Origin of the sequence: Chryseobacterium contaminans (assembly GCF_001684955.1) — a bacterium.
GTDB classification, from domain to species: Bacteria; Bacteroidota; Bacteroidia; order Flavobacteriales; family Weeksellaceae; genus Chryseobacterium; species Chryseobacterium contaminans.
In genome coordinates, this window is record NZ_MAYF01000112.1 from 55,932 (window position 1) to 73,125 (window position 17,194).

Consider the following 17,194-nt stretch of genomic DNA (forward strand, 5'->3'; position numbering starts at 1 on the left):
AATACTAAAATGAAAATAATTAATATTAAAACTTATATACTTGGAGTAGCTGTGCTTTTTTCTGCCTCCAGTTGTATTGGAGACTTTGAAGAGTTTAATCAGCAGAAAGTTGGAGGTCCGGAAAATTTTTATGCAGACTTTAAGGCAATTGTAGATCCTATGAAAGACATGCAAAGAGGTTTTCAGGCAGATTATCAGTTAGCGACTAATCTCAATGCAGATATGTTTAGTGGAATGTTTAGTACAGCATCACAGTTTAATGGAGGGACGAATAATCTTACTTATTTAATGATGGATGGATGGAATAATAGAATCATTGCAAGACAGCGTGATATTTTTAATAATTCTATTGTTATTGATGATGTGGCAAAAAACAATTATCCTGGAATAGATTTCACCGCAACTTTTGCAGTAAAAAAAATATTGAAAATTCTTACAGCGGCAAGAGTTTCAGATCGCCATGGGCCTGTAGTGTACAGTAAATATGACACTCCTAATGCGAATGGGGTTACAGATTTCGATTCTCAGCAGGATGCTTACAACAATTTTATTAATGATCTTACTGCTGCTATTTCTGATTTGCAAAAAGTACAAAATACTCCCGCAACTCAGAATGTAGAAGATAAAGCTGTGGTGAAAAGATCAGATTTAATCTATGGTGGAGACATCGCCAAATGGGCAAAATTAGCCAACTCTCTTAAGCTAAGGTTTGCTTTGCGTATGAGCTATGCTGATCCGGCAAAATCAAAAAAATATGCTGAGGAAGTCTTTGCTTCTTCCGCAGGATTAATCTCTGATAATTCAGACAACGCATTGATAAGTGTTGGGCAGCATGAACTAAGTTTTATTATCTATTCATGGGGTGACTGTTATATAGGTGCGCCAATAATAGCTTATATGAATGGTTTTAAAGATCCCAGACTTGCTGCGTACGCTAATCCGGCAACAGATCCGGCAACTTTTGTAGGTGGTAAACCACAATATATAGGAATACGTCAAGGAATTGATTTAATCAATGGGAAATCAACTTATGGAGGCTATTCCCAACCAGCAGCAAGAGCTGCTGGTGGAGATTATTTCTCCGGTACTGATGGGAAATTCAAATTATTTACTGCAGCTGAAACTTGGTTTTTAAAAGCTGAAGCAGCTTTGAGAGGTTATTCTGGAGCAGGTGATGTACAAACTAATTATCAAACAGGTATCAGTCAATCTTTTGGAGAATGGGGGAAAAGTTCTGATGTAGCGGCTTATCTTGCGGATAACGTTTCCACAGAGGCTCCTTATATTGATCCTAAAAATGCAGCGAATAATATACTTGCTGGAGATCCTCAATTAAGTACGATTACAATCGCTTGGAATAACAGTGATTCTAACGAAAAGAAACTTGAAAGAATCATCACTCAAAAATGGCTGGCCCTTTACCCAGATGGTCCTGAAGCATGGGCGGAACAAAGAAGAACAGGATATCCGGTTTTATTCAAAGTCAGAAAAAATGATAGCGGGGGACTAATTGGTACAGATCAGATGATCAGAAGAATTCCGTTCACAAATGATACAAAAAATTCGACTTTTAATTATGCACAGGCGGTTCAGCAATTAGGCGGTCCTGATACCGGAGGAACCAAACTTTGGTGGGATAAAAAATAATTAGCAGTTACAACACAAAATAATACAGAGACATCTCATAAAGGAATAATCATTCAGGCAGGAGAGTAACGTAGGCTCTTCAAAAAATTTATAGTTTCGTTTTTTAGCCGGAATGAACCTTGAGATGTTCTCTTTTTCTTTTGAATTTTATTTTTAAATATGGGAAAAAACAACTCCGGAACCCGTCGGATTCAGCCGATTCTTTGGATATCCACATTATACTTTGCAATGGGTGTACCCTTTGTAACCATTAATGCGGTTTCAGGAATCATGTATAAAGACATGGGTGTTTCGGATTCACAGATTACTTTCTGGACGGCTCTTATCATGTTCTCATGGACCTTAAAGCCACTCTGGAGTCCTTTTCTGGAAATCTATAAAACCAAAAAATTCTTTGTTGTTGCTACCCAGTTTGCTATAGGAATTCTGTTTGCTCTGATTGCATTAAGTCTGCCTCTGCACGACTTTTTCAAATACAGTATAGCTCTTTTTGCCGTAGTGGCATTTTGCGGAGCGACGCATGATGTAGTAGCAGACGGAACTTATATTGGTTTTCTTACGAATAAGGAACAAGCCAGATACATTGGCTGGCAGGGCGCTTTTTACAACCTTGCCAAGATTATCAGCAGTGGAGCTTTAGTGTATGTTGCCGGAGTTTTAGAAAAAACAAAAGGTGTAACTCATGCCTGGATGATTATCATGGCGATTTATGCAGTATTGTTCTTTGCATTAGCCGTTTATCATTATCTGATCTTACCTAAAGAAAATAAAGAAGAGCAGAAGGATGGGAAAACAGCAGGAAATGTCCGTAAAGAATTATTGGAGGTCATTACCTCTTTCTTTACCAAAAAAAATATTCTGTGGTCTATCCTGTTCATTATCCTGTATCGCTTTGCAGAAGGTTTTGCGATCAAAATTGCGCCATTATTCTTTAAAGCACCAAGAACTTCAGGTGGGTTGGGATTATCAACTTCAGATATCGGGCTTATTTATGGAACTTATGGTTCTGCGGCATTTATTCTGGGTTCTGTTCTGGCCGGATATTTTATTTCTGCCAGAGGATTAAAGAAATCCTTAATATGGCTGTGCTGTGCATTTAATATTCCATTTGTGGTCTATGCATTACTGGCTTATTACCAGCCGGTTGATCTTTTACCCGTAGGAGTTGCCGTCGTAGTGGAATATTTCGGTTATGGATTCGGATTTGTGGGATTGATGCTTTATATGATGCAGCAGATTGCTCCCGGAAAACATAAAACGGCCCACTATGCCTTTGCCACAGGAATCATGAATCTTGGAGTAATGATCCCGGGAATGTTCAGTGGGATGATTAGCGACTGGATCGGATATAAAATGTTCTTTATTTGGGTACTGATTGCTACTATTCCTGCATTTCTTGTAACCCTATTTGTTCCTTTCCCTTATTCAGAAAATCAGAAAGAAGAAACAATCAATTAATAAACAAATTTTAAATAAAAAAGTAAAAATACTTTATGACAGCTCAATCAGTAATGATCCCTTGGCAGGATCGCCCGGAAGATTGTAATGATATTATGTGGAGGTTTTCCGAAAACCCGATCATTAACAGATATGCAATACCTACCTCCAATAGCGTATTCAACAGCGCGGTGACTCCTTTTGAAGATGGATTTGCCGGGGTATTCCGCTGCGACAATAAAGCCGTACAGATGAACATTTTTGCAGGGTTCAGTAAAGATGGAATCAATTGGGATATCAACCATGACCCTATTGAAATGCAGGCTGGAAATACCGATATGATTGAATCCGATTACAAATATGATCCCCGTGTTACCTTTATAGAAGACCGATACTGGATCACATGGTGTAACGGATACAACGGACCAACCATCGGAATTGGATATACTTTTGATTTTAAAGAATTTTTCCAGTGTGAAAATGCATTTCTTCCTTTCAACAGAAACGGAGTTCTTTTCCCGGAAAAAATCAATGGAAAATATGCGATGTTGAGCCGTCCGAGTGATAATGGGCATACTCCTTTCGGAGATATCTATATCAGTTATAGTCCTGATATGAAATATTGGGGCGAGCACCGTTGTGTGATGAAAGTTACTCCTTTTGCAGACAGTGCATGGCAGTGTACAAAGATTGGTGGCGGACCGGTTCCTATTAAAACAGAAGAAGGATGGCTGCTTTTCTATCATGGGGTAATTAATACCTGCAACGGGTTCAGATATTCTATGGGAGCTGCTTTGCTTGATCTTGAAGATCCTTCCAAAGTATTGTACAGAACAAAACCCTATTTATTGGCTCCGGCAGAGCTGTATGAACTGACAGGAGATGTGCCTAACGTGGTTTTCCCTTGTGCAGCATTAACGGAAGGTGATAAAGTGACGGTATATTATGGTGCAGCTGATACTGTAGTGGCCATTGCTTTTGGATATATTTCAGAAATTATTGATTTTATGAAAAAGAATTCAATATAAGTGAACAATGTAAGTTTTAAAGGTATGTAAATTCGTTTATTTTCCCCATTTTTGGGAAGTTTATAATGGTTTTCATAATTTTAAACCAACTTTTAAATTTTAAAAAATACCTGATACCTCTTTATCATGAAAAAAGAACTGTTGATCTGCTTTTTTACCTCTCTGATTTCTATAGCAAACGCCCAGCAAAATAAGAATGATGTTTTATCCTGGGTAGATCCATTTATTGGAACAGGAGGACACGGACATACATTTCCGGGAGCCACCACGCCATTCGGAATGATTCAGCTAAGTCCGGATCAGAATACCAAAAGTGGAGACTGGGACTGGTGTTCCGGATATCACTACAGCAGTAAAACGATCATGGGATTCAGTCATAACCACCTTAGCGGAACAGGCTGGGCAGACCTTGGAGATATTCTGGTAATGCCAACAGTAGGACAGGTAAAAATGGTTCCGGGGTCAGAAGATAAACCTGAAACAGGATACCGTTCAACATTTACTCATGATAAAGAAACCGCAGCACCGGGATATTATTCCGTAATGCTGGACAGCTATGGCATTAAAGCAGAACTTACTGCTTCTCCAAGAGTAGGTTTCCATAAATATACCTTTCCAAAAACGGACGAAGCTAATATCATTATTGACCCTACGAATAAAATTTTCGGAAATATTTACCACACATTGGTAAGCGTAGAGGGCAATAATAAGATTAAAGGATACTGCTACAGCAATGGCTGGGGCGGAAAGAGATTTGCCTATTTCGTGATGGAGTTTTCCAAACCGTTTAAATCGTATGGGGTTTATGCTGAAGGGAAAATAAAAGATAACGAAAAGATTGCGCTGGCTAAAGATGCTAAAGCCTTTGTAAGATTTGCTACCGAAGATCAGGAAAGTATTGAAGTGAAAGTCTCTTTGTCTCCTGTAAGTACAGAAAACGCTCAGGAAAACTTTGATACGGAAGCGAAAAACGTAGATTTTGCAAAAGCTAAAGAAACTGCACAAAAGACCTGGAGAGATCTTATCGGAAGATTCCAGGTAACCGGAGGTACAGATAGTCAGAGAAAAATTTTCTACACAGGGGTTTATCATACATTTATTGCTCCGAACCTTTATATGGACGTGAACGGAGACTATGTAGCCGCTCAGGAAAATATGAATACAAAATGGTTTACTAACTACAGTACCTATTCTTACTGGGACGGCTTCAGAGCAACCCATCCATTGCTGACCATTATGGACCAGAAACATACAAAAGAATTTGCCAATTCTCTGATTAGCAGATACACAGACCGTAAAGATCATATGCCTATCTGGGAACTGTGCGGATACGATAATTTCTGTATGTTGGGCTACCACAGCGCTTCTGTAATCTGGGATGCGATCTCAAAAGGTGTACCCGGTATTGATGCTGAAAAAGCTTTTGCTGCGATGAAAGATGCCTCTCTTACGGATAAAATGAGCAGCAGCGATGGAGGCGGAGGTCTTAACGATTATATCAAATTAGGTTACACCCCTTCAGAAAACGGAGCTTCTGTTTCCGCAACCTTGGAATATTCTTATGACGACTGGTGTATCCAGCAGTTGGCAGAAAAATTAGGAAAGAAAAATGAGGCGGAAGTGTACAAAAAACGTTCAATGAACTTTCTGAATACTTTCAATAAAGAAAATAATCACTTCTGGCCGAGACAGAAAGACGGTAAATTCTTAGCAGATTTTACCCTTAATGACTGGAAAAAGCTCCAGCCACATTGGGTTTCAGGAAATATCTGGGCTTATGATTTCTTTGTGCCGCATCAGATTGATGAAATGATGAATCTATATGGCGGAAAGAAAGGATTTGAAGAAAAACTGGATAAAACATTTACTGAAAACCTTAAGATGGAAGGAGAACAGCATGTGGATATCTCTGGATTCATCGGTTCTTTAGGATTTGGAGACGAGCCGGGACATCATGTTCCTTACCTGTACAACTATGCAGGAAGTCCTTATAAAACTCAGAAAATGGTAAAATACATCCGCGATAATATGTATGCAGCCAAACCGGATGGAATTGTGAATAACGAAGACTGCGGACAAATGTCAGCATGGTATATTTTCTCTTCATTAGGATTCTATCCTGTAACTCCAGGAAAACCGGTTTATGCCATCGGGGCTCCTCAATTCCCGAAAGCTTCATTACAGCTGGAAAATGGAAAAACATTCACGGTAATTTCAGATAAAATTTCAGATAAAAATATCTATGTACAGAAAATGTTCCTGAACGGGAAAGAGTACAAAAGCTGGGAACTGAACCACAGTGATATCATGAACGGTGGTGAGCTGAGATTTGTAATGGGAAGCAAGCCTGTAAAATAAAGACTAATAAAAATTAAACGAAATAAAAGTATCAATGGAAAGGAGAGATTTTATTAAAACAAGTGCACTGGCAGGAGCCGGATTGCTGTTTACTCAGAATGTTTTTGCTAAAACGCTGGCTACGGAAGGTTTTCCTGTTGTCCGGGTTCCTAAAGATAAAAGACATTTTACCAGTGAATCCGTAGAAAGTGCTATTGCAGCCTTTAAAAAGAAAGTAAACAATAAGGAGTTAAGCTGGCTTTTTGAAAACTGCTTTCCAAATACATTAGATACTACTGTTTTCTACAGTGAAACCAACGACACACCGGATACGTATGTGATTACAGGAGACATTGATGCGATGTGGCTTCGTGACAGTTCTGCGCAGGTTTTCCCATATCTGCAGTTCTCTAAAAAAGACGAGAGGCTTCACAAACTGATCTCCGGAGTGATTCACAAACAAACAACATTCATCCTTAAAGATCCTTATGCAAACGCATTCTACAACGATGATAAAAAGATCAGCAAGTGGAAAGAGTATGACCATACCGATATGAAGCCGGGAACCCATGAAAGAAAATGGGAAATTGATTCTCTGTGTTATCCTATCCGTCTGGCCTATCACTTCTGGAAAACTACCGGAGATACCAAACCTTTTGATGCAAACTGGTTACAGGGAATTAAACTTACTTTGCAGACTTTCATCGAGCAGCAAAGGAAAAAAGATCTAGGGCCTTACAAATTTGAACGTACAACTTCATGGGCGACAGATGGAGTTCCTATGGGCGGATATGGGTATCCGACAAAACCGGTAGGCCTTATCAGCTCTATGTTCCGTCCAAGTGATGATGCTACCATCTATGGATTCCTGATTCCATCCAACTTATTCGCCGTAGTAAGTTTACGCCAGGCAGCAGAGATGGTGTCTCAGATTAAAAATGAAAAAGCATTGGCTCAACAACTGAACAGCCTTGCTGATGAGGTAGATGCAGCCATCAAGAAATACGGAATTTACAATCATCCTGAATTTGGAAAAATATATGCATTTGAAGTGAATGGCTTCGGAAGCTATAACCTGATGGATGATGCGAACTGCCCAAGTCTATTAGGCTTACCTTATCTGGATGCGGTGAAAGCGGACGACCCTGTGTATCAGAATACGAGAAAATTCGTGTGGTCGGAAAACAACCCGTTCTTTTTCAAAGGAAAGCTGGCAGAAGGGATAGGAGGTCCGCATATTGGACTCGATATGATCTGGCCAATGAGTATCATTATGAAAGCGCTCACTACAAAAGATAAGGGTGAGATCAGATGGTGCATAGATACTTTGCAGAAAACGCACGGCGGGACAGGCTTTATGCATGAGTCCTTCCATAAAGACAATGACAAAAAATTCACCAGAGAATGGTTCGCATGGGCCAATACTTTATTTGGAGAATTACTTTGGAAAACCTTTAACGAAAATCCTGATTTACTGACCTAACCCATTTTTGTATATGGCTTACTGACTTAGATGCTTTCCTCAAAAAAGAAAGGATCAGGGGAATGCTATATTAAATTCACACACCAAAACACCTTAAAAATTATACAATGAAAAAAAAATCAATCCTTACCACTGCACTGATGGCAATAGCGCTTCAGACAGGTTCTCAGCTTAACGCACAACAGCTTAATCCTAAAGGAATATGCTATGTGGAAGTGAATAACAACAACCTCCTGAATGCAGGAGCGTACAAACTGCAAACATCGAATAGTTATCTGTTCAATGTGGTAAATATCTTTGCGGCTAATATTAATTACGATACCAGCCGTGGAAGAGCCTATTTATATTCTAACAATAACGTTACCAAGGTTCTTACCAATGCAGATACCTATATAAAACCGCTGCAGCAAAAAGGAATGAAAGTGGTGCTAACCATTCTTGGAAACCATCAGGGAGCTGGGATCTGCAATTTTCCTACCCGCGAGGCGGCCAAAGATTTTGCATTACAGCTGGCCAATACAGTAAATACTTACGGTTTGGACGGGATTGACTTTGATGATGAATATTCAGACTATGGAAATAACGGAACAGGGCAGCCTAATGACAGCTCCTTCGTTATGCTTGTTCAGGAATTAAGAGCATTGCTGCCGGATAAAATTATTTCATTCTACTATTACGGAGATGCCGCTTCAAGGCTTTCCTGGAACGGAGCAAGGGTAGGAGATAACATCAATTACAGCTGGAATGCGATGTACGGAACATTTTCTGCACCTAACGTTCCACCGCTTACTAAAGCTCAGATTTCTCCAGCAGCAGTATGGTTGGGAAATACGTCCAATTCTACTACAACAAGCCTGGCCACTCAAACAAAAAATGGCGGCTATGGATTATATCTTTGGTACGATCTTAAAGGAACCAACCAGACATCACAGCTTTCAGCAGGTACTCAGACATTATATGGAGAAGCAACGGTGCTAAGCGGTACTTTACAATCATGGACACAAGGCACAAATTGTGATGCTCCTATCGGATTATATACCAGCAATCTTACAGGAACAAGCGCAAAATTGAATTGGTCTACCGTAGGAACAAATACTTATGATATTGATTATAAGCCAGCTTCTTCAATCACCTGGACCAGTGTAGCTACAGCCGTTAATACAAGTTCAGTAACAGTTTCAGGATTAACCGCTAATACTGAATACGACTGGAGAATCAGAACAAACTGCAGTGTAAAGAGCACCTATATGTTCGCACCAAGATTCAACAGCGGATCAGGAGGAACAACGCCTACAGGTTCCTATGCCCTTTCTCTGGATGGAAGCACTGAATCAGGAGCAGCAGGAAATATCAATTTAAACGGTTCAGCATTATCTTTTGAGGGCTGGATCAAACCTTCCTCTTTCAAATCAGCTTCTCCATACATTTCTTCTATTATGGGAACAGAAGTGGGAGATGCTAATTCAGCTTTATTAAGATTGGGTGATGCCAGCCTTGCCAATAACAAGCTTCAGTTTGTGTTAAGCATCAATAATGTACAGCAAAAACTGGCTTCCACTACAGCTTTGAATGCCAATACATGGTACCATGTGGCTGCTACTTATGATGGAAGTTCTATGAAAATCTATATCAACGGGGTATTGGATGCAAGCAAAGCACAAACCGGAAATGTAAGTTCAAATGGAGCATTCAACGTGGGATATTTATATAATACTTCCAGAAACTTCAATGGTAAAATTGATGAGGTTAGAGTTTGGAAACGTGCGTTAAGCCAAACGGAGATCAGTCAGAATATGTGTAATGTATCTGTTCCGGCTACTTCTCTTGCGGCGTATTGGAAATTCAATGAAGGAAGCGGTTCTACCGTTCAGGATAGCTCTGGAAATGGGGTTAGCTTAAGTTTAACAGGAGTGGATGCTTCCAATTGGGGAACAGATCTTCCATGTGCAGCAGGTACTTCAACAGTATCAAAAACTGCTGCTACCCAAAGAGAGCTAAGTTCTGCTAATACTAAGAACCTTATCAAAATATTTCCGAATCCAATCAGTAAGTCTTCATCATTTACGGTCTCCGTTCCTGATGAATACAACAAAGGAAAATTGACCATCTTTGATTTTTATGGAAGAATTATGGATACGAAATCATTGAATGCAGGAAATAACCAATATGAGTCATCCGGGCTTTCATCCGGAAATTATATCCTTCAGTTTGAATCCCAGAATGGAAGTGTCAAACAGACGGAGAAATTAATGATAAAATAATAAAATCAGTCATTGGGCCTTAGGCTCAATGGCTTTTCCTATTCTAACTCTAATATTTCAGGAAAATTATTGAAAAAACAGGATATTAATCAAAATAATAACACAGTGAATACACAGGAATTGGCTGTAGGTACTTATATTTACAAAATCACATCTTCAAAAAAATAAAACAGTGCCATCAGGTAAAATCATGGTGAAATAAAACTCAGTTCATGAAGGTTTTATCTGAAAAAGAGATAGCATATTGCAAAGCAGACAGACAAACGGTATCTTCTTGTGTGTCTGTTTTTCAGTACAATAGAACAGTTTGAATTTAAATTAAAAAATGATGCAGAATATACTAGGAATCGATATTGGAGGATCACATATTACTCTTGCGCAGGTGGATCCGGAAAAGCGTGAAATTATCACTTCAACGTATGTAAGAGAACATATTAATTCCTTCGACAACAGAGAGGCAATTTTCTCAGCATGGACTTCAGCCATTGAGAAAGGAGCTCATAATCTGGTGAAGTCAGATCTTTTAATAGGAGTCGCTATGCCGGGACCTTTCGATTATGAAAACGGAATATCGCTGATGGAGCAAGGGAAGTTTATTGATATCCTTCATGTTAACATAAAAGAAGAACTGGCCAAAAGGTTATCTATTTCTACACAGCAGATTCACTTTATTAATGATGCGGCAGCCTTTATGGAAGGCGAAGTATTCGGAGGATGTGTGCAGGGATATCAAAAGATTTTTGGAATTACCCTGGGAACAGGATTAGGAACTACATTTTATAACGGAGAATTGGCAACCGATGAAGACCTTTGGGATTCACCTTTTAAAGAATACATCTGTGAAGATTATCTGGCTACACGCTGGTTTATTAAACGTTATGAAGAACTCACGGGAGAACAGATCTCAGGAACTAAAGACTTGTTAGATAAATCCCTGGAAATACAGAAACAGATATTTGATGAATATGCAGATTCTTTTTCTGAGTTTGTGGTGAAATATGTAGATCATTACAAACCGGAAGTTTTAGTTATAGGTGGTAATATTGCCAAAGCTTATCCTCATTTTGAGCAAAAATTTATTCAGAATCTGGCAGAGAATAATATAAACTTACAGGTGAAAATTTCTGCCATTTTTGAAGATGCTGCCATTCTGGGAGCTGCCAGCTATGCATTAAAAAAGCTTATATAAATTAACAAACGAAACGATACAATGAAGTCTATTTTTTCTACTTGCTTTCTTTTATTACAGGCCCTGGTTTTTGGTCAGAACGCATCTCCAGTAGACTATGTAAACCCATTGATGGGAACCCAGTCCAAACCTTCATTATCCAACGGAAATACCTATCCGGCAGTCGGACTTCCATGGGGAATGAATCTCTGGACGGCACAGACCGGAAAAATGGGTGACGGATGGGCCTACACTTATGATGCAGACAAAATAAAAGGATTCAAACAAACCCATCAGCCTTCTCCCTGGATGAATGATTACGGAGCATTCTCAATTATGCCGGGAGTAGGGAAGTTAAAATTCAAAGAAGACGATAGAGCGAGCTGGTTCAGCCATAAAGCTGAAGTTACCACCCCTTATTTCTATAGTGTTTATTTAGCGGATATCAATGTAACCACTGAATTTACCCCTACAGAAAGAGCCTCTTTTTTCAAATTTGATTTTCCGAAAACAGACAGCGCTTATGTAGTAATTGATGCTCTGAATAAAGGCTCATACATCAAAATCTTACCCAAAGAAAGAAAAATTTTGGGCTATACTACCAGATATTCAACCGGGAAATATGATAATTTTAAAAACTATTTTGTAGTTCAGTTTGATAAAGACTTTGAGCTTACAAAAACCTGGAAAGATGATAAACTGGTTAACGATAAGCTGGAAATTACCAGCGATCATACCGGAGCAATCGTAGGTTTTAAATTGAAAGATAAAGAAACGGTCTATGCAAAAGTAGCCTCTTCATTCATCAGTTTTGAACAGGCTGAAATCAATCTTAAAAGAGAAATTGGAAACCGGAATTTTGAACAGGTAAAAACCGATGCTAAAAATATCTGGAACAAAACCTTAGGAAAAATAGAAGTAAAGGGAGGAACAGATCAGCAGATGAGAACCTTTTATTCCTCATTGTACAGGACATTATTTTTTCCACAGAAATTATACGAGATTGATGGCCAGAATAAAATTAAGCACTGGAGCCCATACAACGGAAAAATTACAGAAGGAAGAATGTTTGCCGGAACCGGTTTCTGGGATACCTTCAGAGCTTTGTATCCTTTTCTGAACCTGGTATATCCTGGTATCAATGTAGAAATGCAGGAAGGATTAGTTAATGCTTACAAAGAAGGCGGATTTTTACCAGAGTGGAGCAGTCCCGGATATTCCGATATTATGATTGGAAACAATTCCGCTTCCGTAGTGGCAGACGCTTATATCAAAGGACTTCGCGGATACGATGTGGAAACCCTTTGGCAGGCCGTAAAACATGGTGCCAATAACGAAGGTCCTATAGAAGCCGTGGGACGTGCAGGAGTAAAATATTACAATGAATTGGGCTATGTTCCTTATGATGTGAAAATTAATGAGAATGCCGCCAGAACATTAGAATATGCTTATGACGATTTTTCAATCTACCAGTTAGGAAAAGCTTTAGGAAAACCTGCCTCGGAAATTGATATTTACAAAAAAAGAGCGTATAATTACAAAAATCTGTTTGATAAGGAAACAGGATTAATGCGTGGTAAAAATAAAGACGGTAATTTCCAGAAGCCTTTCAATCCTTTCAAGTGGGGTGATGCCTTTACCGAAGGAAACAGCTGGCATTATACCTGGTCAGTTTTCCAGGATATTAATGGATTGGCTGAACTGATGGGTGGTAAAAAGAAATTTGAAGCTAAGCTGGATGAGGTATTTTCACTGCCACCTGTTTTTGATGACAGCTATTATGGTGGGGTGATCCATGAAATCAGAGAAATGCAGATCATGAATATGGGACAGTATGCTCATGGAAACCAGCCGATACAGCATATGATCTATCTGTATAATTATGCAGGAGCGCCTTATAAAACTCAATATTGGGCAAGACAGGTGATGAATAAGCTATATCATGCTACTCCGGATGGATATTGCGGAGATGAAGATAACGGGCAAACCTCTGCATGGTATATTTTCTCAGCATTAGGGTTTTATCCGGTTACACCGGCAACAGATCAATATGTATTGGGAGCGCCATTGTTTAAAGAAGCCACTATTCATTTGGAAAATGGCAAGAAAATTGAAATAAAGGCAGCGGAAAACAATGCTGAAAATTTATACGTAAAATCATTGAATGTAAATGGACAGCCTTACTCCAAAAACTGGTTGAGTCATAAAAACTTAATGAACGGAGCCGTCCTGGATTTTAAAATGGACAACAGGCCAAATACAGACAGAGGTTCACAGGAAAAAGATTTTCCCTATTCAATGTCAAAAGAAGAGTCAGATAAATAATTTTAATTAAGAGAAACAAAATATATGAGCACGGAAAAAAAAGAAATATTTGATAGGGTAGAGCAGACTCTACAAAGTCAGGGGTTTACCATTGCTGCAAAAGATGAAACCAGACCATGGGGAGGTTTCTTTGTGATAGATGAAGCACAGGCACAGGATTTTGCCAATCAGTACTTTGATGGGATTGATGTGGAAAACCTTAGAATAGGAGGAAAGCTAAGCCCGAAAATTCTTATTGTAGCGCCTGAAGCAAGACTAAGCTGGCAATATCACCACAGAAGAGCAGAAATATGGCAGGTAGTGGAAGGAACCGTAGGAATCAAAAGAAGTACTACAGATGAGGAAGGAGAAGTAGCAGAATATCACCCAAAAGATCAGGTGAAACTTCAGCAAGGAGAAAGACACAGATTAATAGGGCTTTCAGGCTGGGGAATCGTAGCCGAAATATGGCAGCATACAGACGCTTCCAATCCTTCAGATGAAGATGATATCGTAAGAGTACAGGATGACTTTGGAAGATAAAATAACAAATCAGCATCAAATTGATGCTGATTTGTTATTTTGGGTAAGGAAGCCGGATGCTGGAAGAGGGAAGTTACGAAGGTTTTCAAAAGGACTATTTCAGCTATTGATCTAATGCTTCAAAGAAAATAAAGAGATAAAAAATAAACGTTATAGGTTTCAAAAACCTATAACGTTTTGTTTATATGAATTGATCATAGCTAAAGAAATCTTCCGGCGAAGAGTACTTCCAGCCTCCATCTTCCAGCTTCCCTCTTTTAAAATGTCACATCCAGTCCCACATAGAAATTCGCTTTCATAATTGGGGCATATACCATTCCGCCGTCAAAATAATTTCCGAAAGGATTTCTAAAATCGATGATTGCATTTTTCTGGTAATATGAAGTCAGGTTTTCTCCACCTACATAAGCTCTGATCTTTTTGTTGAAGTTTCTTGAGATCTGTGCATTCAATACAGCATAAGAATTAGAGTATCTTGGTAACTGAAACTCTGCAGGATTACTGGACATGTCAGGAAGTCTTTGCTTTCCTACCCAGTTTAAAGTAGTGTCAAAGCTCCAGAAACCTCCTTTGTTATTCTTGTTGGTAGCATAGGCAAGGTTTACAAATCCTCGGTGTTTTGCCATAAAAGGAACCTCTCTTCTTCCATCAATATAATCCGCTTGTACATCATAATATTTATAAGCTAATCTTACGTCAAAGTTCTTAAAAGGCGTAAAATCCCATTGTGCCTGGAAAGAGTTGGCAAATGATTTACCTTCCAGATTATAGAATGTAAGCTGCTGAGGTGATCTGTCCAAATCCACTAGCACCTGATCCTGGAAATCTGTTCTGAAAAAGTCAGCAACGATTGTAGATTTTCTTCCGAAAAGCTTAAACTCCTGTTGTAAGCTTGCACCATAGTTCCATGCAATTTCAGGCTTTAACCCATAGATATCTCCTCCGTTAGGTAGGATGTTGATTGCCCTGTTAGATGCAAAATACTGTTGGCTTTCTGCAAAAACATTCGCTGTTCTGAATCCTCTCCCTGCCGAAAGTCTTAGAATGGTCTGTGGAGTAAAATCATATTTAAAGTTTACTCTTGGCGTAAACTGAGTTCCTGCTAGGTTATGGAAATCCACTCTGGTTCCTGCTACTAAAGTATATTTTAAGCCTGTTAAAGTATATTCTGCAAAGATTCCGGGAACAATTTCATTTCGTTTAAAATTATCCACTAAATACGTTTCCTCATAACCGTCATATAAAAAACTGGCTCCTGCTTTATATTTATGGTTAGTGTTTCCTAGAATACTTTCAAAAATTAAATTGGAATAATAGGTATGTTGCTGTCCTGAATAATTTCTCAATCCAAAGAAGCTGTCCTGCTGGTGATAAACATATTGGTTCATCCATCCGATACTTTGATAAGGCTTTCCTTTAAAAACATATCCAGTTTTGTTCCAGACCTGGAATCTTGAAATATCAATGCCTACACCATAAGCCGGCTGTTTGTCCTGAGCCAGCTTCTTATCGAAAGCAGTTTGTCCTGCAGTTCTTTCATCACGGATAAAATTAATCCCGAAATGAGATCCGAACCCTGATTTTTCAAGGTCATTATAATTCAGGAGATAAGCCGCATTAATCTGTGTTCCTATCGGTCTGTCAAGAAAACCATCATGGTTCATATCCGTATTTCCGAAAGTACCGTTTCCATGAAGCAGAAAAGTCTGTGACCATTTATCATTAATAGGAGATACATTGGTAATATTTACTTCAGCTCTTCCGTTAAAATCAGAGAAAATATTCAGAGAAGTTTCCGGCTCCTTAGCATTCTTCAACAGTTCAGTATTGATTTGTCCTGTAATACTTTCATAACCGTTGGTTACCGTACTTCCCCCTTTCGTAAGCTGAATACTTTCAATCCATCTTCCCGGGATGAAGCTCAATCCATAAGCAGAAGCCAATCCTCTGATCTCAGGTAGCTGTTCTTTTGTTAAACTTGTATATTTTTGGTCCAACCCTAGCATTTTAAGCTGTTTGGTACCTGTAACGGCATTACTGAAAGATACGTCTACGGTAGCGTTGGTTTCAAAACTTTCAGATAAATTACAACATGCAGCTTTTAACAGCTCTTTTTTATCAATATTAAAAACCAATCCGGCTTCTTTTTTACTTAAAGCTGTCGCTGCTTTAGATCCTGTTACAACAACCCCATCAATGTTCTTCTCATGCTTGTTGTGAGAATCATTGTCAGCAGGTGCTGCATGATCCTTATGTTCTTCATGCTTAGTACCTTCTTCATAGTGAACCATTGGATTTGCCTCTCCAAAAGTAAAATCTCTGTCATACAGACAACATCCCGGAAGCCCGTTATAAGTGATGTCTAAAGCCCTGTATTTCTCATTATCATGCCCTGCATCAGCAATAGCCTTCAGAATCTTATCCGATGAGGTTTTTGAAGCATCAAAATGTAAAGCAACCGTTTGCTTTTCCGCATTCCAGTCTGCTGAATCTGCCCCCGCATCTTTAGCGGCTTTTTCAATTCTGGCTTTGCAGGATGCGCAGTTTCCTCTTACATAAAATTCGTTGTCCTTTTTAGCAGGAGTTGTAGCAGTGGCATGATGATCATGATGGGATTCTGCCTGTGCAGGCTGTAAATCTCTGTCGTATAAACAACATCCCGGAAGGCTTTTGTAAACATCATCAGGAGCTTTGAACTTTTCATTATCGTGACCTGCTTCCGCTACTTTTTTCAGAATATCGTCAGCAGAAACCTTATCTGTTTCTAGAGTCAGTGTTTGAAGATCTATAGAATAAACAGCAGTTTTTGCACCTGCTTTTTTGGCCGCTCCTTCAATTCGTGTTTTGCACATTTCGCAGTTCCCTTTAACTTTGAACTGGCCTTTCTGAAAATTTTGAGCTGATATAAATTGTGTAAATAAGAATAATGCACCAAGTATGAACCTGGAAATATATAATTTCATTTGTTTAAAGTTTAGATTAAATA

Annotated in this window: 11 protein-coding genes; 10 read left to right on the top strand and 1 reads right to left on the bottom strand. The window is 38.9% G+C overall.

Annotated elements, in window-relative coordinates; translation table 11 throughout:
* Positions 1-9 precede the first annotated feature (9 nt).
* The 10 genes from BBH99_RS08135 to BBH99_RS08175 all read left to right on the top strand — a co-directional run bounded on the left by BBH99_RS08135 (position 10) and on the right by BBH99_RS08175 (position 14,208).
* On the top strand, positions 10-1,647 hold the full coding sequence (locus BBH99_RS08135) for a SusD/RagB family nutrient-binding outer membrane lipoprotein (protein WP_066694408.1): 1,638 nt from the start codon (positions 10-12) through the stop codon (positions 1,645-1,647).
* Between the two features lie 159 nt (positions 1,648-1,806).
* Complete coding sequence (locus tag BBH99_RS08140) at positions 1,807-3,105, top strand: MFS transporter (protein ID WP_066694409.1); 1,299 nt, start codon at positions 1,807-1,809, stop codon at positions 3,103-3,105.
* Positions 3,106-3,140: 35 nt separating this feature from the next.
* Positions 3,141-4,112, top strand: coding sequence for a glycoside hydrolase family 130 protein (locus BBH99_RS08145; RefSeq protein WP_066694411.1), 972 nt, complete (start codon positions 3,141-3,143; stop codon positions 4,110-4,112).
* 126 nt (positions 4,113-4,238) lie between these two features.
* Positions 4,239-6,470 carry a GH92 family glycosyl hydrolase gene (locus BBH99_RS08150; protein WP_066694413.1) on the top strand — a complete coding sequence of 744 codons (2,232 nt, stop codon included), beginning with the start codon at positions 4,239-4,241 and terminating at the stop codon, positions 6,468-6,470.
* Between the two features lie 34 nt (positions 6,471-6,504).
* A complete protein-coding gene (locus BBH99_RS08155; protein ID WP_066694416.1) occupies positions 6,505-7,932 on the top strand; it encodes a glycoside hydrolase family 125 protein in 1,428 nt (475 codons plus the stop codon).
* 107 nt (positions 7,933-8,039) lie between these two features.
* Positions 8,040-10,193, top strand: coding sequence for an endo-beta-N-acetylglucosaminidase H (locus BBH99_RS08160; RefSeq protein WP_066694418.1), 2,154 nt, complete (start codon positions 8,040-8,042; stop codon positions 10,191-10,193).
* A gap of 12 nt (positions 10,194-10,205) precedes the next feature.
* Entirely contained in the window at positions 10,206-10,361 is a 156-nt protein-coding gene (locus BBH99_RS23045) for a T9SS type A sorting domain-containing protein (protein ID WP_083188781.1), read from the top strand.
* A gap of 160 nt (positions 10,362-10,521) precedes the next feature.
* The gene (locus BBH99_RS08165; RefSeq protein WP_066694425.1) at positions 10,522-11,382 is read left to right on the top strand and encodes an ROK family protein; all 861 of its coding nucleotides are present in this window, start codon (positions 10,522-10,524) and stop codon (positions 11,380-11,382) included.
* A 21-nt stretch (positions 11,383-11,403) separates the two neighbouring features.
* A complete protein-coding gene (locus tag BBH99_RS08170) occupies positions 11,404-13,686 on the top strand; it encodes a GH92 family glycosyl hydrolase (RefSeq protein WP_066694432.1) in 2,283 nt (760 codons plus the stop codon).
* Between the two features lie 24 nt (positions 13,687-13,710).
* Complete coding sequence (locus tag BBH99_RS08175) at positions 13,711-14,208, top strand: cupin domain-containing protein (protein WP_066694434.1); 498 nt, start codon at positions 13,711-13,713, stop codon at positions 14,206-14,208.
* Positions 14,209-14,465: 257 nt separating this feature from the next.
* On the opposite strand, the gene BBH99_RS08180 is transcribed toward BBH99_RS08175, so the two are convergent.
* Positions 14,466-17,171: a TonB-dependent receptor domain-containing protein gene (locus tag BBH99_RS08180; RefSeq protein WP_066694440.1), complete on the bottom strand. Its 2,706-nt coding sequence runs from the start codon at positions 17,169-17,171 to the stop codon at positions 14,466-14,468.
* Positions 17,172-17,194 lie beyond the last annotated feature (23 nt).

Coding starts and splice junctions, on each gene's coding strand:
- BBH99_RS08135 (WP_066694408.1), top strand. CDS start 10: ATGAAAATAATTAATATTAAAACTTATATACTTGGAGTAGCTGTGCTT.
- BBH99_RS08140 (WP_066694409.1), top strand. CDS start 1,807: ATGGGAAAAAACAACTCCGGAACCCGTCGGATTCAGCCGATTCTTTGG.
- BBH99_RS08145 (WP_066694411.1), top strand. CDS start 3,141: ATGACAGCTCAATCAGTAATGATCCCTTGGCAGGATCGCCCGGAAGAT.
- BBH99_RS08150 (WP_066694413.1), top strand. CDS start 4,239: ATGAAAAAAGAACTGTTGATCTGCTTTTTTACCTCTCTGATTTCTATA.
- BBH99_RS08155 (WP_066694416.1), top strand. CDS start 6,505: ATGGAAAGGAGAGATTTTATTAAAACAAGTGCACTGGCAGGAGCCGGA.
- BBH99_RS08160 (WP_066694418.1), top strand. CDS start 8,040: ATGAAAAAAAAATCAATCCTTACCACTGCACTGATGGCAATAGCGCTT.
- BBH99_RS08165 (WP_066694425.1), top strand. CDS start 10,522: ATGCAGAATATACTAGGAATCGATATTGGAGGATCACATATTACTCTT.
- BBH99_RS08170 (WP_066694432.1), top strand. CDS start 11,404: ATGAAGTCTATTTTTTCTACTTGCTTTCTTTTATTACAGGCCCTGGTT.
- BBH99_RS08175 (WP_066694434.1), top strand. CDS start 13,711: ATGAGCACGGAAAAAAAAGAAATATTTGATAGGGTAGAGCAGACTCTA.
- BBH99_RS08180 (WP_066694440.1), bottom strand. CDS start 17,171: ATGAAATTATATATTTCCAGGTTCATACTTGGTGCATTATTCTTATTT.